This is a genomic window from Micromonospora marincola, assembly GCF_056150385.1.
Window position 1 is genome coordinate 673,954 of the sequence record NZ_JAXCFT010000002.1, and the last position, 22,463, is coordinate 696,416.

The following is a 22,463-nucleotide window of genomic DNA, read 5'->3' on the forward strand; positions in this document are numbered from 1 at the left end:
GGGGCATCCGGCGAACGTCCCCGCCGGCTCCCGGGAGACCAGCGGACCCTCGACGGTCCGGCCGAGCGAGTACGGAGATGAGACCGTGACCGACACCAGCATCCCCAGCGCTGACCAGCCCGTGGACGAGGAGACCGCCGAGGCGACCTCCACCGGGACCGAGGAGGACGCGGCCGAGGAGAACGCGGCCGAGACCCGGCAGAAGAAGGCCCCGGCCGACAGCGACCTGTTCCGGCAGAGCGAGATCGCCGCCGACTACGTCGAGGGCCTGCTGGACATCCTCGACTACGACGGCGACATCGACGAGTTGGTCTCCGCCGGCCGGCCGGTCGTCGAGGTGGTCGGTGGTCGTCTCCAGAGCCTGGTCGGCCAGCGTGGCGCCACCCTGGAGGCGCTCCAGGAGCTGACCCGCCTCGCGGTGTTCCGGCAGACCGGTACGCCGAGCCGCCTGCTGCTCGACGTCGGTGGCTACCGGGCCGCCCGCCGCAAGGAGTTGGCCGCGGTCGCCAAGAACGCGGTCGAGAAGGTCAAGGAACACGGCGAGGCGGTACGCCTGGAGCCGATGTCCGCGTTCGAGCGCAAGTGCGTGCACGACGTGGTCAACGCGATGAGCGGCGTGGAGAGCGAGTCCGAGGGCGTGGAGCCGAACCGTCGTATCGTCGTCCGGCCGGTGGACTGAGGTCAGTGGTCTCCGACGACACGACGGCGGACGCCGTGGCCGGCCCGGGTGGTACGCCGCCCGGGCCGTCGCCTGTACGGCCCGACGTGACTCCCGACCCGGTCTTCTCCGACGAGGACTCCCCGGACGGTACGCCGTATCCGCCCGGGATCCCGGCCGACCCCGACTTCTCCGGCGAGCCGACTGAGGTGCCCGGATCGGAGCCCACCGGGGCTGCCGTGGTGACGCCGGCCTTCTCCGCCGACCCGCCGTCCGAGGCGGAACCCACCGCCCCGGAGACGCCCGCGGGTGCGGTCGACCCGGTGTTCGCCGAGCCGGACGCCGTGACCGAGCCGTCCTTCGCCGGGCCGGAGGCGGTCGCCGAGGTGTCCATGATGGACAGTGCGTCCGCCACCTCCGGTCCGGTCGATCTGGCTACCGCTACCCTCCCGCCCGAACTGGCCGAGGCCGCCCGCACGCTCTTCGGTGACCGGATCGACCTCGCCGCCGCGTACGCTGAACTGCTCGCCACGGAGGGCGTGCTCCGGGGCCTGATCGGGCCGCGCGAGACGCCCCGGCTCTGGGACCGGCACCTGCTCAACTGCGCGGTGATGGCGGAGCGCATCCCGGACGGAGCAAGCGTGATCGACGTCGGCTCCGGGGCCGGGCTGCCCGGTCTGGTGCTGGCGATCGCGCGACCCGATCTCACCGTGACGCTCGTCGAACCGCTCGCCCGGCGGGTCTCCTTTCTGGTCGAAGCGGTGCAGCAGCTCGGGCTGACCCGCTCCGTCCGGGTGTTCCGCGGGCGGGCCGATGAGGCCGCGGCCGGCTCGCGGGACCGCGAGCCGCTGTCCGCCGACATCGTCACCGCGCGCGCCGTGGCCGCGCTGGACCGGCTCGCCGCCTGGTGCCTGCCGCTGGCGGTGCCGGGTGGGCGGTTGCTGGCGCTCAAGGGCACCTCCGCGGCCGAGGAGATCACCGAGCATGCCGAGGCCGTGGTCCGGCTCGGCGGTTCCGAGCCCGAGCTGCACCGCTGCGGCGTCGGGGTGATCGAGCCCGCCGCGACGGTGGTCGAGGTCGTTCGGGAGCGGGTGGTCAACCCGCGCAAGCCGAAGAAGCCGAAGCGTTCGCGCGGTGGGCGCAGTCGTGGTGGCCGCAACCGGGATCGCTGATCGGGCCACGCCGCCCGGAGGCCCATCCGGTCGTTGGACCGGTGGGACGTGACCGGATCGATCACAACCCGACATGGACCCGCCGCGCCCGTCGGCCGTAGGCTGACCGCGCGTCGATAGTGTGGAGCGGCGGTGCCGGGCGGCCCCCGACCCGATCGTTCCCGCCGGGCCGATGACACCGCGCAGAGCGCGGAGGCCGATTGACGGGTGCGGACCGACCATCCGGAGCGGGTAGGGATGACAGGTGCATGACGACGGCAGGTACGACGATCCACGGCTGATCGGAGCCGACGGGCATTCACCCGACGATTCCGTTTCACGTGAAACCAGCTACCAGGAGTGGGCGGTGAATCATCCCCGTGACGAGTCCTCGCACCGCCCCACCGAGCCGGCCCGTAGGCCGGAGGCGCTACCGGCCGGTGCCCTACGGCCGACCTCGTCCGTGCCGGCGAATGTGCCGCCGGCACGCGAACCGCACGACCCGAGCGATGGTCCGGTGAACGCCCCGACCCCCCGTCCGGCGGCGGCCCGCGCGAATGTCGCGGTCCCCGCTCGCTACGAGCCACAGCCGCCGGTTTCCGCCGTGCCGCACCAGGCCGCCCCCGACGCCGTCGAGAAGACCGCGCCGCCGGCCGACACGCCACCGGCCGGCGGGTACGCCGACGAGACGCCGGCCAGCACGTACGTTTCACGTGAAACCCCGACGCGCGAAGAGGATGACCCACCGTTGGCTATGGAGGCGATGCGCGCCGTGCAGATCCTGAATCCCAGTGGCGAGGTTTCCATGCCCCGCCCCGACCGGACCCGGGTGATGTGCGTCGCCAACCAGAAGGGTGGCGTGGGCAAGACCACCACCACCGTGAACCTGGCGGTGGCGCTCGCGCTGCACGGCAACCGCGTGCTCGTGGTCGACCTCGACCCGCAGGGCAACGCGTCCACCGGGCTGAACGTGCCGCACCACACCGGAGTGCCGGACGTCTACGACTGCCTGATCGACAGCGTGCCGCTCGAAGAGGTGGCCCAGACCGTCGAGGGCATCCCCAACCTGTGGTGTGTGCCGGCCACCATAGATCTGGCCGGCGCCGAGATCGAGCTGGTCTCGGTGGTCGCCCGGGAATCGCGCCTGTCGCGCGCCATCGAGGCGTACCCGGGCCACTTCGACTACGTCTTCATCGACTGCCCGCCCTCGCTCGGCCTGCTGACCGTCAACGCGCTTGTGGCCGCGCAGGAGGTGCTCATCCCGATCCAGTGCGAGTACTACGCGCTTGAGGGCCTCAACCAGTTGATAAACAACATCAACCTGGTGCGCCAGCACCTGAACCCGAAGCTCGAAGTCTCCACCATCCTGCTGACCATGTACGACAGGCGTACCCGGCTGGCCGACGCGGTGGAGCAGGACGTCCGGAACCACTTCGGCGACAAGGTGCTCCAGGCCGTCATCCCCCGCAACGTGCGGGTCTCCGAGGCACCCAGCTACGGCCAGTCGGTGATGACCTACGATCCCGGATCGCGGGGTGCCACGAGCTACTTCGAGGCCGCCCAGGAGATCGCTGAGCGAGGGGTCAAGGAGCCGGTGAGCCGGAATGCGTAGCGCGGAGAAATCGCTGGGAGGCGTCGCATGAAGAACCGTCCTCGGGGCGGTCTGGGCCGAGGGCTCGGCGCCCTCATTCCCACCGGGCCGGCACCGGGCACCGACCCGGCGGCCGGCGAGGCGGAAACCGCCCCCACGACCGCCTCGGCTCCTCCTGTCGCCGGCGCGACCGCCGCCGTGACCGGTGCGGTCGGTGGCGGCGGCACGGCCCCGGCCGCCGAGCCCGAGTACGAGCTGAGCCCAGTGCCCGGCGCCCGGTTTGCCGAGATCCCGGTCGACGCCATCGTGCCGAACCCGAAGCAGCCCCGCCACGTCTTCGACGAGGATGCGCTGGAGGAGCTGAAGACCTCGATCCAGGAGGTCGGCTTCCTCCAGCCGATCGTCGTGCGGCAGCTCGACGGCGAGAAGTACGAACTCGTCATGGGCGAGCGGCGCTGGCGTGCCGCCCAGGCGGTCGGCCGGGAGAACATTCCCGCCATCGTCCGGGACACCAAGGACGACGCGATGCTCCGGGACGCGCTGCTGGAGAACATCCACCGCGCCAACCTGAACCCGCTCGAAGAGGCGGCGGCCTACCAGCAGTTGCTTGAGGAGTTCGGGGCCACCCACGAGGAACTGGCGCGGCGGATCGGCCGCAGCCGTCCGCAGATCTCCAACACCATCCGGCTGATGAACCTCCCCGGAGCCGTGCAGCGCCGGGTCGCGGCCGGAGTGCTCTCCGCGGGTCATGCCCGGGCGTTGCTCAGCCTCGACGACTCCGAGTCGCAGGAGAAGCTCGCTACGCGGATTGTCGCCGAGGGTATCTCCGTACGCGGCACCGAGGAATTGGTGGCTCTGGCGCTCGCTGACGGGCCCGCAAAGGCACCTGCCGCGAAGCGGCGGACCAAGGCGCACGCGCCGGCGCTCTCCGATCTCGCCGACCGGCTCTCCGACCGGTTCGACACCCGGGTGAAGGTCGACATCGGCCGGAGCAAGGGAAAGATCACGATCGAGTTCGCGACCGTCGACGACCTGGAGCGGATCGTCGGCATCATCGGAGTCGGCCAGGAGGAGCAGCCCGAGGGATAGTTCCCGCCAACACCGTCCCGGCCGCACCGCCCGCAAGGGGGTGCGGCCGGTGCCGTTCCGGGCGCAACCGGTCCGGTGCTGCGGCTTCGGTCGGCGTGACTCCTAGTCCTCGGCGCCTCGGACGCCTTTCCGGCGCGGAGAGGCCGTTTCACGTGAAACGGGGAGTGAGCCCTTCCGGCGTGGGAGGGTTTTCGCTCCCTGAATCCATGCCCCGCTGTTGTGGCGGCACCGGGGTCGTCTTCTTCGACGCTCGCCGTGCCGTGCCCTCAACTCTCCGGGTGCGGTAGTCCCGGTCGGCCCTCGGCGTCCTCCCCGGAGAGGCCGACCGCGCAACGGGCCGTGCGCGTGCGACCCGATGATCGCAGCCAGCCGCCTCAACACCCGCGGCTGGACCGACAAGCCGGCCGGGCCGAGCCGAGCCGCGTTCCGTCGAAATCGGAGCGCGTCGGGACGGGTGGGGCCTGGTGCCGCGCCGAGGGTCTGACCGGGGTGGCGAATTGTTCGCCGACCGGCCGGCGGGGCCATTCCTGGCGAGCCGCCCTCGACGACCGACCTCACGCATCGGCGGCACCGAGCGACTGATGGCTTGGCCGGGCTGGATCGTCTTCTTCGGCATGACAAGGGGCACCAGCTCCGGGTGCGTCTGTTGTAGCGGGAGCGACATCAGGTGCACCCAAAGGCAGCAGCAGTTCTTCGCGGACAGTTTCCTGAAGGGGCGTGGACCGGCTGCGGCTGTGGAGGAGATGGTCCAGGCATCGCCGGGGCTCGGCCTGCGAGGGAGACGAGGGAGGCGAGGCCATCCACGGCAGGCGGATCCGTGAGTCATCGAGTCGCGGAACTCGCCGTGGCCGGGGACGGTCACCAAGCCGGACTGCTTCCCGCGCTCGACCCGTGTTGTCCGGGCCGCATCAGCCCATAGCTCGCATCAGCCCATAGCTCGCATCGGCCTGCGGTCGATCCGGCCCGCCGGCCCCGCAGTCGATCGACCCGCCCGACCCGAGCTACGCACCCCGCTGCCCCGGGGCTGACCACAGCAATGACTCAGCTCGAAAGGGCATTACCGACGACTGACTCCTGGTGCAGCACACCGACCGGTGGCGGGCGCGCTGACTGCGGCGGTGATCCCGGTGGTCCGGCCACACGGGTCCGCTCAGGTCGTGTGCCCACGACGCCCGACAGCGCGCAAGTGGCCCTGGTCGCCTGCGAGGTGCCAAGCGGCGGCGTGTTGAGAAGGAAGCCCCTCTGCGACCCGCCCGCGCAAGCGAGGACGGACGCGGTAGGCGGAAGTCTGAACGGCACCCCCGCTAGGAGATCCACACCGGTTCGGGGAAGTGGCTGCATCAGACCCCACGGGATACAGCCAGATCGGCGTAGTGGAGTGGATCACGAGGGCTGGGCCGTACCGCACGTGGTCTTCGGCCATTGAGCGACTGGGAGCGCGGTGAACACGCCCCTCGACTGCACCGTTTCACGTGAAACGAGGTCCGGGCCGACCCGGCGCGGATCGACGACTCGGTCGTTGAAGAGAGGGGCGAGCACGAATCCCGTCCTTGCAAAGTTATCCACAGTGGTTGTCCACAGGGTCACGCCGTTTCACGTGAAACAACGCGCGGAAACCCTTGCTGAGCTGTGGATGACGCGCTGTGGTGGTGATCTCGGCACCCTGTGGACAACTCGGTGGACAACCGCTGTGGATTGTCGGCCCCGAGCCGATCCGCAGCGGTCGCGGGTAGGGACAGGCGTCGCCAACTCGGTTAGGGTCAGCGTCGTGCAGGACACCCCTCCCTCAGTCCCGGACTTCACCCAGTGGCCCTCCTTCCCGTTCGAGGGCGATATCCGCGTCAAGCAGCTCGACGATCCCGTACCAGTCGAACCTCCGCGTCGGGGTGAGGCGGACCGGGAGTGCACCGCCTGCAACGCGCCCGACGAGGCGTACATCTGGGTCGGTGAGCGGTGGCGGGTCCGCACCATGGACCGGCCCACCGGCCTGCCGATGGTCCTGATCCTGGAGTCCCGCTCCCACCTCGACCTCGGCGATCTGCCGAATCTGCTGGCCGCCGAGCTGGGCGTGATGACGGTCCGCCTGGAGCGGGCGATCCGCTCGCTTGACGGCGTGGCCCGGGTGCACGTGAATCGGTGGGGCGACGGCTCCGCGCACCTGCACATGTGGTTCCTGGCCCGGCCGTACGGGCGGCTGCAACTGCGGGGCACGTTCCTGTCGCTGTGGGACTCGATCCTGCCGCCGATCTCCGAGGAGCGGTGGCGGGAGAACCTCGCCATGGTGGCCGCGTGGCTCGCCGAGTTCGGTGGTCGCCCGCTCGCGGAACCGCCGCGCATCCAATGGCAGGCGCCGTCGAGCCTCTCCGCTGCGGCACCGGTGAACGCCGCCGAGGAGCCCGAGGAGGAAGCCGCGTCGGTGATCGAGGCAGCGGACGAGATTCCGGAGTCCGATCCGGCCGAGGCGGTGGAGACCGCAGAGGGCCCGGAGAGCGGGTCGACGAGCCGCGCCGCTGCCGATCCGTCCGGTGCCGGCCACGAGCGCCCGGAGGAAGACGCCGAGGGCACCGGCGGAGAGGACACCCCGGACCCGGACGACCGCGGCGGGCACGAGCGGGACGACGAGCCCGCAGCCGAGGACGGGAACACGAGCGCGGAGCGCGCCACCGGCGACGACCACGCGACGACGCGTCGGTCCACTGCGTCCGGGCCGGGCGACGCCGGCTGAGTCAGGCCGAGCCGCGGGCGGCGGCCCGGTTCACAAGCGTGCCGAGGACCCGGCCGAAGTCGAGCCCGGCGGCCTGGATGGCAAGCGGCAGCAGGGAGGTCTCCGTCATCCCGGGAGAGACGTTCACCTCCAGCACGTGCGGCTGGCCCTCCGCGTCGACGATCAGGTCGACGCGGGACACGTCGCGCAGGCCGAGCGCGGTGTGTGCGGCGAGCGCCACCTCGGTCACCCGCGCGGTCGTCGTGTCGTCGAGCCGGGCGGGCGCGTGCCAGGTGGTGCGGCCGGCCGTGTAGCGAGCGGCGTAGTCGTAGACGCCGTTGCGGGGCACGATCTCGACCGGGGGGAGGGCCTGGGGGCCCTCGCCCAGGTCGAGCACGGAGACCGCCACGTCCATCCCGGGCACGTAGCGTTCCACAAGCGCCGTCTGGTCGTACGCGAAACAACCGACCATGGCGGCCGGCAGTGACGCGGCCTCCCGGACCACGGCGGCGCCCAGGCCGGAACCGCCCTGCGCCGGCTTGACCATCAACGGCAGGCCGAGGCGGTCGACGATGCGGTCCAGGACGGCGACCGCGCCCAGCTCGGAGAAGCGGTCGTGCGGCAGCGCCACCCAGTCGGGCGTGGGAATGCCGGCCTCGCGCAGCACGGCCTTGGCCGACGGCTTGTCCCAGGCCAGCCGGGAGGAGCGGGCGTCGCAGCCGACGTAGGGCACGTCGCAGAGGTCGAGTACGCCCCGCAGCGAGCCGTCCTCGCCGGTGGCGCCGTGCAGGGCGATCACCACCGCGTCCGGTGGGTCGGCGGTCAGCGCGGGTAGCAGCGCGATGTCGGCGTCGCGCAGTTCCGCCTCCACACCGACCGCGCGCAGCGCGTCGAGCACGCGGCGGCCGGAGCGGAGCGACACGTCCCGCTCGTAGGAGAGGCCGCCGGCGAGCACCAGCACGTGCAACTCGTCGGCGGGGGGGTCGGTCACGGGTGTCGGTGCGGCAGGGCGGACGGCCATGCGGGCATCATGCCAAGTCGGGGCCGGGCGCGTCGGAGCCGCCCTGACGCCGGCGCGGTCCGGCGCCGCCGACCGCCCCGAAGACCTTCCGCATGGCGATCTCCTGCTCCATCACCCCGGACAGCCGGCGGACGCCCTCCCGGATCCGCTCGGGCGGCGGGAAGGAGAAGTTGAGCCGCATGTTGCCGGTGCCCGTGCCGTCGGCGTAGAAGCCGGTGCCGGGCACGTACGCGACCCGGGCGGCGACGGCCCGAGGCATCATCGCCTTGGAGTCGAGGCCGTCGGGCAGGGTCGCCCAGACGAAGAGGCCGCCGCCGGGCGTGGTCCAGGTGGTGCCGTCCGGCATCAGGTCGGCCATCGCGTCGAGCAGCGCGTCCCGGCGCTCGCGGTAGACCTCCCGGTAGATCTTGAGCTGCTCCCGCCAGGGCATGGTGCCCAGATAGGTCGAGACGGCGGCCTGCGCGAAACCGCTCGGGCAGAGGATCTGCGCCTCGCTGGCGATCACCAGCTTGTCGCGGACCGCGTGCGGGGCGAGGATCCAGCCCACCCGCAGGCCCGGGGCGAAGGTCTTGGAGAACGTGCTCAGGTAGAAGACGCCGTCGCGCCGCCGGGCCCGCAGCGGCGCGGGCGCTTCGCCGTCGAAACCGAGCTGACCGTACGGGTCGTCCTCCACCACGAGCAGGCCGGCGCGCTCGCAGATGTCGAGCACCCGTTCGCGCCGCTCCTCGCTCAACGTCACGCCTGTGGGGTTCTGATAGGTCGGGATCGTGTAGAGGAACTTCACCCGCCGGCCGGCGCGGGCCAGGTCGGCGATGGCCACCTCCAGCGCCTCCGGGATGAGGCCCTCGTCGTCCATCGGCACGTGTGCCACCTGGGCCTGGGCGGCCTGGAACACCCCGAGCGCGCCGACGTACGTCGGGCCCTCGGCGAGCACCACGTCACCCGGGTCGAGGAAGAGCCGGGCCACCAGGTCGAGCGCCTGCTGGCCGCCGACGGTCACCACCACGTCCTCCGGGGAGGCGCCGCAGGAGGCGTCGATCCCGGAGAGGGACATCACCTCGCAGATCCGCTCGCGCAGCTCCGGGGTGCCCTGGCCGATGCCGTACTGGAGGGTGGTGGTGCCGTGTTCGGCGCCGAGCCGACCGAGCATCTCGCCCACCGCGTCGAGCGGCAGCGCGGCGATGTAGGGGGCTCCGCCGGCGAGCGAGACGACTTCCGGCCGGCTGGCGACGGCGAAGAGGGCCCGGATCTCGGAGGCGGTCATCCCCCGGACACGCCGTGCGTACCTGTCGGTGTAGTCGTCGAGCGTCGTGCCGGTCATGACATCACCTCGGTCGGGTGTCGGCGGGGCTGCCGCCCGGTGTGGTACCCGCGATGCCGGCGTCCAATGGCGGCGCGCGGCCGATTGGTCGATCGTAGTCGCACCTGACCAGCACGGAACCCCACCATCCGGGCACGTCCACATCCCGGACCGCCGTCCACCTGTGGCGTGGGCGTCCGCGCGTTCCACTCCCATGGCGCCGGGTGGGGGCGTACGATCGCTCGTCGGGAGCACGAGGGCGGCGGGCCACCGCGATGGCCGGCGCTCCGAGACTGTTGGTGGGGTGCGCTCATGTCGCGACGTCTGGTCAGCCTGACCCTGGACACCCTGGAGGACCTTCCCCGATCCTGCCGGCGGTGCGTCTACTGGGAGCTGGATCCGGTTTCCGCCGAGCGGGCCTGCGCGGCCGGCGACCCCGGGCTGGAGAAGGAGGCCTGGGTCTCCCAGACGCTGCTGGAATGGGGTTCCTGCGGCAAGCTGGTCTACGTCGACGGCATGCCTGCCGGTTTCGTCATGTACGCCCCGCCGGCGTACGTTCCGCGCTCGATGGCCTTTCCCACGTCGCCGGTCTCGGCGGACGCGGCGCTGTTGATGACGGCGCACGTGGTGCCCGCCTTCGCCGACGGCGGCCTGGGCCGGATGCTGGTGCAGGGCGTGGCCCGGGATCTCACCAAGCGTGGCATCAAGGCGATCGAGGCGTTCGGCGACGCCAAGTTCGGCGACGACGGGGACGGGCCGACCCGGGCCTGCGTCGCGCCGGCCGACTTCTTCCTGTCGGTGGGCTTCAAGACGGTCCGCCCGCATCCGCGCTACCCGCGCCTGCGGCTGGAGCTGCGTACCGCGTTGAGCTGGAAGTCCGACGTGGAATACGCGCTGGAGAAGCTCCTCGGGTCGATGAGCCCGGAAACGCTGCTGCGGCCGGTCCGGCCGGCGCCCGCCACCCGCTCGATGAGCTGACCGGCTCAGTCGACCACGGTGCCGGCGGCCACTGTCGCCCGCAGCTCGCTCACGTCGATCGAGCCGGTCGGCACGTCCCGCTCGATCGGCAGGTACATCCGCTGCACCCCGGCCACGATGGCTTCGACGACCCGGTCCCGGAACCGGGGGTCGACAAGCCTGCTTCGGTCGTCCGGGGAGGTCAGGTAACCCACCTCGACGCGGACCGCAGGCATCCGGGTGAGCCGGAGCAGATCCCACGCCTTGGCGTGGGTGCGGCAGTCGCGCAGCCCGGTGCGGGCCACGATCTCCCGCTGCACCAGCCCGGCGAGGCGTTCCCCGGTGGCCGAGGTGACGCCGTTGTCGGTGCCGTAGTGGTAGGTGGCGACCCCGTCGGCCGCCGGGTTGGCGTGCCCGTCGGTGTGCAGCGAGATGAACACGTCGGCGCCGAGCGAGTTGGCGAGCTGGGCCCGGTCCGCGTCCGGCAGACAGGTCCGGGTCGACGGACCCCGGGTCAACTGCACCCGTACGCCGGCCGCCGCGAGTCGGCCCTCCAGGCGGCTGGCCAGGTCGTGCACGAGGTCGGCCTCGCTCCAGCGCAGCGCGCCGTCGGGCACCACCACGCCGGGGTCGGTGCCGCCGTGGCCCGGGTCGATCACCACGGTCCGGCCGACGAGCGTCGGCCCGGCCTGGCGGATGGCGTCGGACTCGCGGAGCCACTGCGGCCGGCCGCCGACCACCTTGCGGCCGAGGCGGCGCAGCGCGTTGACGGTGTGCGGGCCACACGCGCCGTCCGGTTTCAGGCCCATCTCGCGCTGGAACTGGGCCACCGCGCGGGAGGTGCGCAGGCCGTAGATGGCGTCGGCGCGGCCCACGTCGTACCCCATCTCCAGCAGGCGTTCCTGGAGGGACCGGACGTCTTCGCCGGTAAGCGGCTCGGGCACGGCGTGGTAGAGGGCGCGGGCGCCGAACCGCCAGCGGGCCGCGTCGAGCGCTCGCCAGGTTTCCGCGCCGACACGCCCGTCGACGCTGAGGCCGCGGGACTGCTGGAACGCCCGGACCGCACGTTCCGTCTCGGCGTCGTAGGCGTCGGCCCGGCCATCCGCGGGGAGGAGTTCCAGGCCGGCGAGGACGGTGCGGACCTCGGCCACCGCGGGGCCTCGGTCACCGGGTCGGATCGGACGCACGACGACCCCCTCTGTACGGGCGCCGGCGGAGGCGAACTCCGGCGGACGCTTACGGAGCGTACCGTGGCCGGTTACCCAAAGGGTTCGTGTTCGCGCAGGTCAGGAACGGCGGAGCCCCGTCACCCGGGCGGGGTGACGGGGCTCCGGCGGTGTCGGTGTGGCTCAGAGCGCCGATTCGATGAGCTTGACCAGCTCACCCTTGGGCTTGGCGCCGGCGATCGACTGCACCGGCTCACCGTTCTTGAAGATGGTGAGCGTCGGCACGGACATCACCCGGTAGGTGCGGGCCGTCTCGGGGTTCTCGTCGATGTTGAGCTTGACGATGGTGACCTGGTCACTCATCTCGCCCGCGATCTCCTCCAGTAGCGGCGAGACCTTGCGGCACGGACCGCACCATTCCGCCCAGAAGTCGACCAGAACCGGCTTGTCGGACTTCAGCACGTCGGTCGCGAAACTCGCGTCCGTGACCGCCTTGGTTGCTCCCACTATGAACCCTCCTCCGAACCGGAAAAACTTCAGCCTTGCAGGGTGGCGATGAAACGCTCGGCGTCAAGCGCGGCGGCGCAGCCGGTGCCGGCCGCCGTGATGGCCTGCCGGTAGGTGTGGTCGACCACGTCACCGGCGGCGAAGACCCCGGGCACGCTTGTGCGGGTGCTCGGCGCCTGCACCTTCACGTACCCCTCGTCGTCGAGCTCCACCTGACCGCGGAACAGCTCGCTGCGCGGGTCGTGACCGATCGCCACGAAGACGCCAGTGACGTCGAGCACCTTGGTCTCGCCGCTGTGCACGTCGCGCACCCGTACGCCGCTGACCTTGCCGTCGTCGCCGAGGACCTCCTCGACAGTGGTGTTCCACTCGACCTTGATCTTCTCGTTGCCCAGCGCCCGCTCGGCCATGATCTTGCTGGCCCGGAACGAGTCGCGCCGGTGGATGATCGTCACCGACTCGGCGAAGCGGGTGAGGAAGCTCGCCTCCTCCATGGCCGAGTCACCGCCGCCGACCACCACGATGTGCTGGTTGCGGAAGAAGAAGCCGTCACAGGTGGCACAGGACGACACGCCGTGGCCGAGGTATTCCTGCTCGCCCGGCACGCCGAGCGGCCGCCAGGCCGAGCCGGTGGAGAGGATGACCGCCCGGGCCCGGTAGGCGGTCTCGCCCACCCAGACGATGCTCACCGCGTCGGAACCGATCTCGCCGGTGTCCTTCAGCTCGACCCGGGTCACGTCGTCGGTGAGGAACTCGGCGCCGAACCGCTCGGCCTGCTTACGCATGTTGTCCATCAGCTCGGGGCCGAGGATGCCGTCCGCGAAGCCGGGGAAGTTCTCCACCTCGGTGGTGGTCATCAGAGCGCCACCGGACTGCGCGCCCTCGATCACCAGCGGCTTGAGGTTGGCGCGTGCGGCGTAGACCGCCGCGGTGTAGCCGGCCGGGCCGGAGCCGATGATGATCAGGTTGCGGACCTCGTCCACTGCCGTCTCCCGAGGTGTGTGTTCGCCGGCGACTCAGCGACGCCGACAACTGACTTGCAGAACGTCATCGTACGAAGCGGGGATTCCCGAGCCGGTCACCCGGTGGGTCACGTCACGTGGCGGGACAAGCCGGTGACCGCGGTTTCACCCTACCCGCGTGCGGAAGCGGGTGTCCGCGCCGGACCCGGGTACGCCGCATTCCGGGCCGCTCACCCAGCCCCAGCGGGCGCCCCCGGCGTCGGCGAACGTGACCACAAGCGCCGGGCGGCCCTGGAACCGGGCGTAGTCGACCAGGTCGACGGTGAGCGGAGCGCCGCCGTGCTCGACGCCGATCGCGGTCAGGCAGGCGCTCAGCGCCTCGGGCCGGCCGAGCCGGTCCAGCCCGCCGACCTCGCCGACGCGGTATTTCTGGTTGGTTCGGGACGCGTCCGCGCCGCCGGCCGCCGACGCCTCCGACGGGCCGGCCACCTCCGGCCGGTTCGTCTTCGGCGAGTTGCCACCGGCGAGGCGTTCCGGGGTCCAGTCGGCGCCACTGCGTACGGCCGGTCCGGTGGTCCGGTACGGCGCGGCGGCCATCGGCGCCGCCTCACCGGCCGCCCGGTCGGCTGTGCTGCTGTCGCCGCCCGTGTCGGCCAGCCGGCCGACGCCGAGGCCCACGGCGGCGACCGAGGCCGCGGCCAGCGCCACCGGCCCGGCGAGCCGGGCCCAGCGCCGGGAGCGTCGCCCCGGCCCGGTGTGCCGCTCGGCGTGGGTCGCCGGGCGGGCGGCCCGGCCGGGTTGCGCTGGCACGGTGACCGGCGTCCCGTCCCGACCCGCCGGGCCGGGACGGTGGTCGGCGGCCGGACCGGCCCCGGCGAGCGCGGCCGTTATCCGGTCGGCCACCGCCGCCGGCAGCGCCGGCGCGGGCGCCGCGGCGAGGCCGGCCAGGTCGACGTGCACCAGGTCGAGCGCGCGGGTCAGGTCCGCGTACGCCGCTCCCCAGGCCGGTTCCCGCTCGACCAGCCGGGCCACCGTGGCCTGCTCTGGGGTGCCGTCCAGCGCCCCGCCGAGGTAGTCGGCGAGCAGGTCGTGGTCGACCTCGCTGAACTCCCGGGAACTCACGGCTCCTCCTGGCTGGCGTCCGGCCGGGCACGTCCCGACGAGGATCCGACGCCCTGGGGCGGCCGGTGGTTCCCCGCGGTGACGCGGGGCACGTCCGTGACGTCGTCGGAACCGGTGCGCAGGTGCCCCAGGATCACGGCGAGCCGGGCCCGCCCGCGGGCGCACCGGCTCTTCACCGTCCCCTCGGCGACACCGAGGATCCGGGCCACCTCGGCCACCGGATAGCCCTGCACGTCGACCAGGACCAGCGCGGCCCGCTGCTCCGCCGGCAGGGCCGCGAGCGCCTGCCGGACCACGAGCGCGGTGTCGTGGTCCTGGACCGGCGCGGCCGGTTCCACGCCACCTGTGTGTCGTCCCGGTTCCCCGTCGCCGTGCACCCCGTCCGGCAGCGGGACGGTGGCGTGGGTCTGCCGCCGCCGCATCCGGTCCAGGCAGGCGTTCACCACGATCCGGTGCAGCCAGGTGGTGACCGCCGAGTCGCCCCGGAACCGGGCGGCGGCGCGGTGCGCCGACAGCATCGCGTCCTGGAGCGCGTCGGCGGCGTCCTCGCGGTCACCGATCGTCCGCAGGGCCACCGCCCAGAGCCGGTCGCGGTGCCTGTGGAACAGCTCGGTGAAGGCGTCCCGGTCGCCCGCGACGTGGGCCCGGAGCAGTTCCAGGTCGGAACCGGCCGGCGGGCCGTCGTGGGTCGCCGGCGTACGGCTCACGAGCCCTGGACCGTGATCTCCTGGACCCCTACCTTCCAGCCGCTGCCGTCGTCCTTCTTCGGCAGCTCGGTGATCCAGAGGAGGAGGAACTGGTATTTCTGGGCCGGGTCGAACCCGTTGAAGATCATGGTGGTGCCGGAGTCCTCGAACGGCTGCCCGATGACTGTGGAGTAGGCGGCGACGAGGTCCTTGTCACCACCGGACGTGGACGGGAAGTCCTTGGTGCCGGCGCGCAGCTCGGCCGAGGCGCCGGAGGACGACAGCGTGGCCTGGAGCGACTTCACCGTGCGGGGCGCGCCCAGGTCGATCCAGACGCCCATGCCCTTCTTGAAGTTGCCGAACTTGGCCGTCGTGTAGGTGTCGGTCTCCCAACCCTTGTCGGAGTCACCGTCGATCACCTTCTCGACGTCGTTCAGCTCGTCCCGTTTGCTGCTGTCCGGGTCGATGATCCGGACGTCCTGGATGACGAGCTTGCGGGCGACCGGCGCCGCGGGCTCGGTGTTGCCGCCGCCGGCGGGGGCGCTGCTGGACGGCTGGCCCACCGGCTCCTTGTCGCCGTCGTCGCCGCCGAGCACGCTGATGCCGACCAGCAGCCCGACCAGGGCCACCGCCAGCAGGCCGGCGATGCCCAGCGCGACCTTGCGGCCACCGGCCGCGGCCAGCGGCGACGGCTCCTCGCCGGGCTCGGCGGTGAAACGCAGCGGACCGGCCTGCTCCAGGAACTGCTCGTCGGCCGGGATGTCCAGCCGGCTCAGCTCCGCCGACAGCACGTCCGACGAGGGCGGGGCGATCTCCGGGTCGAGCAGGTCCATGGTGAGGTCGTCGAGATACGCCGGTACGCCGGCACGCACCTGCCGGGGCGCGGCGATGCCACCGCTGGCGTCCCGTACCGCGTCGGGGAGAGCAGCCCGGCCGTGCCCGGCGGTGGCGCCGTGCAGCGGCGCCTCGCCGTGCGGCCAGTGGCCGGTCAGGGCGAAGTAGAGCACCCCGCCCACGGCGCGCAGGTCGTTCTCCTGGCTGTCCGCCCCGTCGGTGCGCGCGTCGGCGAGCACCACCCGGCCGTCGTCGCTGATCATGACGGTGCCGGGGTGGAGGTTGCCGTGCACCATGCCGGTGGCGTGCACCGCGGCGAGAGCGCTGGCTACGGCGTTGCCGATCGCGGTCGCGCGGGCCGGGTCCAGCGGACCGTCGGCGGCCACCATCTCGCGCAGCGACTGGCCGTCCACCCACTCGCGGACCACGTAGGCCCGGTCGTCCTCGTCGATCGCGTCGTAGACGCCGACCAGGTTGGGGTGGATGACCCGGCTCGCCGCGACGGCGGCCTGGAGCATCTCGGTGGCGGAGTCGCCACCCGGGTAGCGGAGGACCACCGCGACGGGACGGCGCAGCACCACGTCGACCCCGCGCCACACCAGTCGGCCGGCGCTGTCGTTGTTGATGTGCTCGACCAGCTCGTAGCGCTCGGCGAGCAGCTCACCGACGGTGGGAGCACCGAGGGTCACGACCGCGGGAGAGGTTTCCTCCGCTTCCTGACCCTCGCCGACCTGGGTCACCCGTCCTCCCTCGGTGATCGTGTCGATCGATGGACCCGTGCTGCTGGGCATGTGTTTCCCGCTCTGGCTTCGGTGGAACCGGCACGGTCGGCGACGCCGGACGTACCCGTCGAGAGCGACCTTACCCGGGATGCCCGGTTCTCCGACATGTCATCTTCCCGCTGCGGGCGGCGACAAGCCAGTCACGCGGACACGCACCGCCAAATCTAGAGGTTGACGGCAAGTGATCGGCGCAGGGGCGTACCGGTGTGGCGTGCCTGTGGTTTCCCCGTCCCGGCCTGGGCACCCTCGTCCGTACGGTTGGTTGTCCACAGGCCGAGAGGCCCACTGGACGGCGGAATCCCGAGTTATCCACAGCCGTATCCCCAACCTGGTGATCCTCGTTCACCGTCGGTCACCGGTGGATTCAACGCCCGAGTCGCCGCCGCACCATGCCCACCACCTCGGTGATCTCACCGATCCGCAGCAGCATGGCCAGCCCGAGGTAGGTACCGCCGATCACCGCGCCACCGATCACGAGCTGGATCGCGGCGGCGAACCAGCTCAACTGCTCCGGGTCGCCGGGGAGCACCGCGACCACGAGCACACCTGCCAACGCGGCGCCGAGCGCGGCCACCACCACCCGACCGACGGTCCCCATGATCCGGCCCAGCCCGATCCGGCCCACCCGGGGCCGCAGCAGCATGGCCGAGATGATCGCCGCGGCCAGGTACGACACGGCGTTGCCGAGCATCATCCCGGACGCCGCGAACGTGTTTGAGAAGATCAGGAAGAGGCCCACCTGGAGCAGCACGCGCAGGATCACCACCGGGATGTTGATCAGCGCGGGGGTGCGGGTGTCCGGCAGCGCGTAGAAGGCGAACGTGAAGAGCTGGCTGACCGCGAACGGCACCAGCGCGAGCGCCGCGACCAGCAGCACCGTCGAGGTGGCCACCGCGTTCGCGCCGGTGAAGGCGCCGTAGCGGAACACCACGACGGAGATCGGGGCGGCCAGCACGGCGTAGCAGACCGCGATCGGGGCCAGCACCGCGGTGACCATCCGGGTACCCCGGGAGAGGTCGGCGGTGAGGTCACCGAACCGGCCCTCGGCGGCGGCGGCGCTCATCCGGGGCATCAGCGCGGTGATGATCGACACCGCGATGATGCCGTTCGCCATCATCAGCAGCAGGAAGACGTTGTTGTAGATCAACAGGCCGGCGTTGTCGCCGCCGGCGGCCCGGGTGAGCAGGTTGACCACCACGAAGAGGCCGAGCTGGTTGACCCCGACATAGCAGAACATCCAGCCGCCGAGCCGGGCCAGCTCACGCAGGCCGAGCGTGCGGAAGTCGAACCGCCACCGCCAGCGGAAACCGACCTTGCGCAGCGCGGGCAGCAGGCCGGCGGTCTGGACCGCGACGCCGAGCAGCATGCCGCCACCGATCAGCAGGATCCGGCTCCAGCCCATCTCGTCGGGCTGGATCAGCTTGGCGCCGAAGACCGCGAGGTAGAGCGCGCAGACGCCGATGACCACCAGGTTGTTCAGGATCGGCGCCCACATCGGGGCGGCGAAGTGCCCACGGGTGTTCAACACCGCGGCGATCAGCGCGCTCACGCCGGTGAAGAACAGCATCGGCAGCATCAGGTACGACAGGCCGGTGACCAGGCCGCGGTAGTCCTCGTCCTTGCCGCCGGCGTAGATGGCGGTCAGCGCCGGCGCCGCGACCAGGGCGATCAGCACGGTGGCGGCCAGCGCCAGCACGGCAAGCGTGAGCAGCCGTTGGGAGTATGCCTCGCCCCGGTCCGGGTCGGTCTTGCGCCGCCGGACCAGCACCGGGATCAGCACGCTTGTGAGCACCCCGCCGAGCAGGAACTCGTAGACCTGGTTCGGCAGGAACTGGGCCGTGGTGAACGCGTCACCGACGAGCGCGCCGCCGAGCGCGGCCCCGATCATCAGGTTGCGGATGAACCCCGTACCCCGGCTGACCAGGCTGCCGACCGCCATCACCGCGCTGTTCGCCGCGGCGCTGGTCTCGGCCACCACCTCCTGGGGAGGCGCGACCGCCTCGACGCCCGGCTGGTTCAGCGGCTCCGCCGAGATGAAGGTGGCGCCGTCGTCCGGCGGCAGGCCGCCGTCGTGCGCGTTCGCGCTGCGGTAGAGCCCGCCGCCGCTCATCTCCCAGCCTCCAAGGGGTACGTCGGGGCCCGGCCCCGCCGGCTCCGCACAACCGGAACCTTAGTCAACCTCGGCCCGCTACCCGCGCCCGGCGCGGTCAGTCCACCCCCGGCCCGATAGGCTGGCGATCCCATGTCCGAAGCCTCCGCCGCCGCTTCCGCCGCCGCTCGCCCCGAGTTGACCGCCGCGCAGCGCAACGCCGTCGCCGAACTGCTCCGCGTCTCCCCGGTCGCCGACGAGCTGGGCCGACGTTTTGCCCGAGCCGGTCACGAACTGCACCTGGTAGGCGGTTCTGTCCGGGACGCGCTGCTCGGCCGGCTCGGCAACGACCTCGACTTCTGCACCGACGCCCACCCGGACGAGACCGTGAAGGTCATCCGGGGGTGGGCCGAGTCGATCTGGGAGACCGGCCGCGAGTTCGGCACCATCGCCTGCCAGCGCGACGGCCTCAACCTGGAGATCACCACCTTCCGGGCGGAGGTCTACGACCAGGTGAGCCGCAACCCCGTGGTGCGCTACGGGACCAGCCTGGTGGAGGATCTGAAGCGCCGCGACTTCACCGTCAACGCGATGGCGGTGAGCCTCCCGGAGCACCGGTTCACCGACCCGTACGGTGGCCTGGCCGACCTCGCCGCGAAGATCATTCGCACTCCCGGCACGCCTGAGGCGTCGTTCCGCGACGACCCGCTGCGGATGCTGCGCGCGGCCCGGTTCGCCGCCCAGCTCCGCTTCGCCGTCCACCCCGACGTCCGCGCCGCGATGACCCGGATGGCCGGCGACCTCGACCGGATCACCGCCGAGCGGATCCGGGACGAGTTCACCAAGCTGCTGTGCGGTGCCGACCCGGTGACCGGGCTGCGCCTGCTTGTCGACACCGGACTGGCCGAGCGCTTCCTGCCGGAGCTGACCGGTCTCAAGCTCACCATCGACGAGCACGCCCAGCACAAGGACGTCTACGAGCACACGCTGACCGTGGTCACCAACGCCATGTCGATGGAGTCCGAGGGCTGCGACTTCGTGCTGCGGATGGCCGCGCTGATGCACGACGTCGGCAAGCCCGGCACCAAGGCGGTGGGCGGGGACGGCCGGGTCAGCTTCCACCACCACGAGGTGGTCGGCGCCCGGCTCACCAAGGCCCGGATGAAGGCGCTGCGCTATCCCAAGGATGTCACCTCCCAGGTGGTCAAGCTGGTCGGGCTGCACCTGCGCTTCTACGGGTACGGCCGGGGCGAGTGGACCGACTCGGCGGTGCGGCGGTACGTCACCGACGCCGGTGACCTGCTGTCCCGGCTGCACAAGCTGACCCGCTCCGACTGCACAACCCGCAACCGTCGCAAGGCGGCCCAGCTCGCCGCCGACTACGACGCGCTGGAGGAGCGGATCGCCCGGATCGCCGCCGAGGAGGACCTGGCCCGGGTCCGCCCCGACCTGGACGGCAACGCGATCATGGAGCTGCTCGGCGTACCGCCGGGGCCGGTGGTCGGCCGCGCCTGGCAGCACCTCAAGGAGCTTCGCCTGGAGCGCGGGCCGCTGGACCGCGACGAGGCCGAGGCGGAGCTGCTGCGCTGGGCGCGCGCCGAGGGCATCCTCGACCGAGAGTGACGACGATACGCCGGCGTGTCGACCGAAAGGTTGACGCGTGTCGGTCGATGTCTCCCGCATGATGAAGGTCATCACCAGCCCCCCGGATCGACGGGTGCGGCTGTCCTGATCGCATCCGCCCGTCCGCATCGGACGGTCGCTGGACACGGGGAGATTATTCAGTGTCACGTCACGGCGCGCTGCGCCGCTCCGCGCTGGTGGGGCTCGCCCTCACCTCCGCCACCTCCATCATCTGCGCCGCCACCGGCGGCGCCGCCTCGGCCGACCCGGCCGGCCCGAAGCGGGCCCCGGTCCGGGGCGCCGACGCGGCCGAGGCGGTGCCCGGCCGCTACATCGTCGTCCTCAAGGACGGCAAGGCCAGCCCGGCCAAGGTGAAGTCCGCCGCGTCGGCCCTGGCCGGTGAGCACGGCGGCACCGTTCGCCGGGTCTTCGGCAAGGCGCTGCACGGCTACTCCGCCAGCATGAACAGCCGGCAGGCCGAGCGCCTGGCCGCGGACCCGGACGTCGATTTCGTCCAGCAGGTCCAGCGCTGGCAGGCCACCGGCACCCAGAACGACGCGCCCTGGGGCCTGGACCGGATCGACCAGCTCGGCGCGAAGACCGACGGCGCGTACACCTATTCGGCGACCGGCGCCGGGGTGACCGCCTACGTCATCGACACCGGCATCGATATCGACCACCAGGACTTCGGCGGGCGGGCCAGCTACGGCTACGACGCCGTCGACAACGACGACGTCGCGCAGGACTGCGACGGGCACGGCACGCACGTGGCCGGCACCATCGGCGGCACGAAGTACGGCGTCGCCAAGGACGTCAAGCTCGTCGCGGTCCGGGTGCTCAACTGCGAGGGTCGCGGTACCACCGAGCAGGTGGTCGCCGGCATCGAGTGGGTCACCGAGCACGCCACCGGCCCGTCCGTGGCCAACATGAGCCTCGGATTCAACGGCGTGGACGAGGCGGTCGACGTCGCCCTGACCCGGTCCATCGCCCTCGGCACCACCTACACGGTCGCGGCCGGTAACGGCATGCAGGACGCCTGCGGGGTCTCGCCGGCGCGGGTGGCGCCCGCCATCACGGTCGGCGCGACCGACCAGATCGACTTCCGGGCCTGGTTCTCCAACTACGGCAGTTGCCTGGACACGTTCGCGCCCGGCACCGCCATCGTGTCGGCGAAGGCCGGCACCACCAACGGGTCGGTCTCGTCCAGCGGCACGTCGATGGCCTCCCCGCACGTCGCGGGCGCCGCCGCGCTGGCCCTGGAGGCACACCCGACCTGGACCCCGCAGCAGGTGCGCAACTCGCTCGTCACCACCGGCGTCAGCGGCGCCGTGCACGACCCCGAAGGCTCGCTCGACCGGCTCCTGCACGTCGGCGGGGTTGCCACGGTCCGGTCCGCGTACGGCCTCAAGGCCCGGATCAACGGCCTGCACGTCACCGCGGACAGCGCGGGCAACAAGGCGCTCGTCGCGCGCGGCACCTCGGTCGGCGCGTGGGAGAAGTACGACGTGGTCGACGCCGGCGACGGCCTGTACGGGCTGCGCGCCACCGTCAACAACAAGTTCGTGACCGCGGACAGCGCCGGTAACAAGCCGCTGATCGCGCGGGCCGACACCATCGGCGCCTGGGAGAAGTTCCAGATCACCGACAACAACGACGGCAGCGTCAGCCTGAGGGCGGCAGTCAACAGCAAGTACGTCACCGCGCCGAGCGCCACCTCGCCGCTGATCGCCAGCAAGACCGCCATCGGCACCGCCGAGAAGTTCGACTTCGACGCGCCCGCCCCGGTCGTCGGTATCAAGGCGGTGGCCAACGGCAACTACGTGACGGCGGAGAGCGCCGGCAGCAAGCCGCTTGTCGCCCGCGGCGCGACGACGGTCGGCGCCTGGGAGAAGTTCGAGGTGGTGAGCGTCGGTGACAGCTTCTTCAGCCTCAAGGCGCTCGCCAACAACAAGTTCGTGACCGCGGACAGCGCCGGCAACAAGCCGCTTATCGCCCGCGGCACGGAGATCGGCAACTGGGAGGTCTACGACTTCCTCGACTACAACGCCGACGGCTCGGTCTACCTGCGGGCGAACGCCAACGGCAAGGCGGTCACCGCAGGAAGCACCGGCGGCAGCGAGCTCATCGCCAGCCGCACCATCGACTGGGACAGCGAGACCCTCGGCCTGGGTACCGGCGAGAAGTTCATCTTCGCCGCGCTCTGACCTCTGCCCCACCACGC

Annotated in this window: 17 protein-coding genes; 8 read left to right on the forward strand and 9 right to left on the reverse strand. The window is 71.8% G+C overall.

Features of this window, described 5'->3' with window-relative positions:
- Positions 1-85: 85 nt before the first annotated feature.
- The 5 genes from SM450_RS07790 to SM450_RS07810 all read left to right on the forward strand — a co-directional run bounded on the left by SM450_RS07790 (position 86) and on the right by SM450_RS07810 (position 7,214).
- Positions 86-679: a Jag family protein gene (locus SM450_RS07790; protein ID WP_474618961.1), complete on the forward strand. Its 594-nt coding sequence runs from the start codon at positions 86-88 to the stop codon at positions 677-679.
- Between the two features lie 374 nt (positions 680-1,053).
- Entirely contained in the window at positions 1,054-1,830 is a 777-nt protein-coding gene (gene rsmG, locus SM450_RS07795; protein WP_474619050.1) for a 16S rRNA (guanine(527)-N(7))-methyltransferase RsmG, read from the forward strand.
- A gap of 244 nt (positions 1,831-2,074) precedes the next feature.
- Entirely contained in the window at positions 2,075-3,421 is a 1,347-nt protein-coding gene (locus tag SM450_RS07800) for a ParA family protein (RefSeq protein WP_474618962.1), read from the forward strand.
- Between the two features lie 27 nt (positions 3,422-3,448).
- On the forward strand, positions 3,449-4,489 hold the full coding sequence (locus SM450_RS07805) for a ParB/RepB/Spo0J family partition protein (RefSeq protein ID WP_474618963.1): 1,041 nt from the start codon (positions 3,449-3,451) through the stop codon (positions 4,487-4,489).
- A 1,768-nt stretch (positions 4,490-6,257) separates the two neighbouring features.
- Positions 6,258-7,214: a hypothetical protein gene (locus tag SM450_RS07810; protein ID WP_474618964.1), complete on the forward strand. Its 957-nt coding sequence runs from the start codon at positions 6,258-6,260 to the stop codon at positions 7,212-7,214.
- A gap of 1 nt (position 7,215) precedes the next feature.
- Here the strand turns inward: SM450_RS07810 and SM450_RS07815 are convergent, their stop codons facing one another.
- Positions 7,216-8,214 (reverse strand): D-alanine--D-alanine ligase family protein, encoded by a 999-nt coding sequence (locus SM450_RS07815; RefSeq protein ID WP_474618965.1) that lies wholly within the window; start codon positions 8,212-8,214, stop codon positions 7,216-7,218.
- 7 nt (positions 8,215-8,221) lie between these two features.
- A complete protein-coding gene (locus tag SM450_RS07820) occupies positions 8,222-9,535 on the reverse strand; it encodes an aminotransferase-like domain-containing protein (protein ID WP_474618966.1) in 1,314 nt (437 codons plus the stop codon).
- A gap of 291 nt (positions 9,536-9,826) precedes the next feature.
- On the opposite strand from SM450_RS07820, the gene SM450_RS07825 reads away from it, so the two are divergent.
- Positions 9,827-10,492 carry a GNAT family N-acetyltransferase gene (locus tag SM450_RS07825; protein WP_474618967.1) on the forward strand — a complete coding sequence of 222 codons (666 nt, stop codon included), beginning with the start codon at positions 9,827-9,829 and terminating at the stop codon, positions 10,490-10,492.
- Positions 10,493-10,497: 5 nt separating this feature from the next.
- Here the strand turns inward: SM450_RS07825 and SM450_RS07830 are convergent, their stop codons facing one another.
- The 7 genes from SM450_RS07830 to murJ all read right to left on the reverse strand — a co-directional run bounded on the left by SM450_RS07830 (position 10,498) and on the right by murJ (position 18,640).
- Positions 10,498-11,658, reverse strand: coding sequence for an N-acetylmuramoyl-L-alanine amidase (locus SM450_RS07830; RefSeq protein WP_474618968.1), 1,161 nt, complete (start codon positions 11,656-11,658; stop codon positions 10,498-10,500).
- Between the two features lie 162 nt (positions 11,659-11,820).
- A complete protein-coding gene (gene trxA / locus SM450_RS07835) occupies positions 11,821-12,144 on the reverse strand; it encodes a thioredoxin (RefSeq protein ID WP_474618969.1) in 324 nt (107 codons plus the stop codon).
- Positions 12,145-12,173: 29 nt separating this feature from the next.
- Positions 12,174-13,127, reverse strand: coding sequence for a thioredoxin-disulfide reductase (gene trxB / locus SM450_RS07840; RefSeq protein WP_474618970.1), 954 nt, complete (start codon positions 13,125-13,127; stop codon positions 12,174-12,176).
- A 144-nt stretch (positions 13,128-13,271) separates the two neighbouring features.
- Positions 13,272-14,228: a hypothetical protein gene (locus SM450_RS07845; protein ID WP_474618971.1), complete on the reverse strand. Its 957-nt coding sequence runs from the start codon at positions 14,226-14,228 to the stop codon at positions 13,272-13,274.
- A complete protein-coding gene (gene sigM / locus SM450_RS07850) occupies positions 14,225-14,935 on the reverse strand; it encodes an RNA polymerase sigma factor SigM (protein WP_474618972.1) in 711 nt (236 codons plus the stop codon). Before sigM ends, SM450_RS07845 begins: the two co-directional genes overlap by 4 nt.
- Positions 14,932-16,539 (reverse strand): protein kinase family protein, encoded by a 1,608-nt coding sequence (locus SM450_RS07855; protein WP_474618973.1) that lies wholly within the window; start codon positions 16,537-16,539, stop codon positions 14,932-14,934. The genes sigM and SM450_RS07855 overlap by 4 nt, the downstream gene beginning before the upstream one ends.
- A 355-nt stretch (positions 16,540-16,894) precedes the next feature.
- Entirely contained in the window at positions 16,895-18,640 is a 1,746-nt protein-coding gene (gene murJ, locus SM450_RS07860) for a murein biosynthesis integral membrane protein MurJ (protein ID WP_474618974.1), read from the reverse strand.
- A gap of 132 nt (positions 18,641-18,772) precedes the next feature.
- Between murJ and SM450_RS07865 the strand changes: the two genes are divergently transcribed.
- Together SM450_RS07865 and SM450_RS07870 are read left to right on the forward strand one after the other, a co-directional pair.
- Entirely contained in the window at positions 18,773-20,242 is a 1,470-nt protein-coding gene (locus SM450_RS07865) for a CCA tRNA nucleotidyltransferase (protein ID WP_474618975.1), read from the forward strand.
- A 161-nt stretch (positions 20,243-20,403) separates the two neighbouring features.
- Entirely contained in the window at positions 20,404-22,446 is a 2,043-nt protein-coding gene (locus tag SM450_RS07870) for a S8 family serine peptidase (protein WP_474618976.1), read from the forward strand.
- Positions 22,447-22,463: the final 17 nt, after the last annotated feature.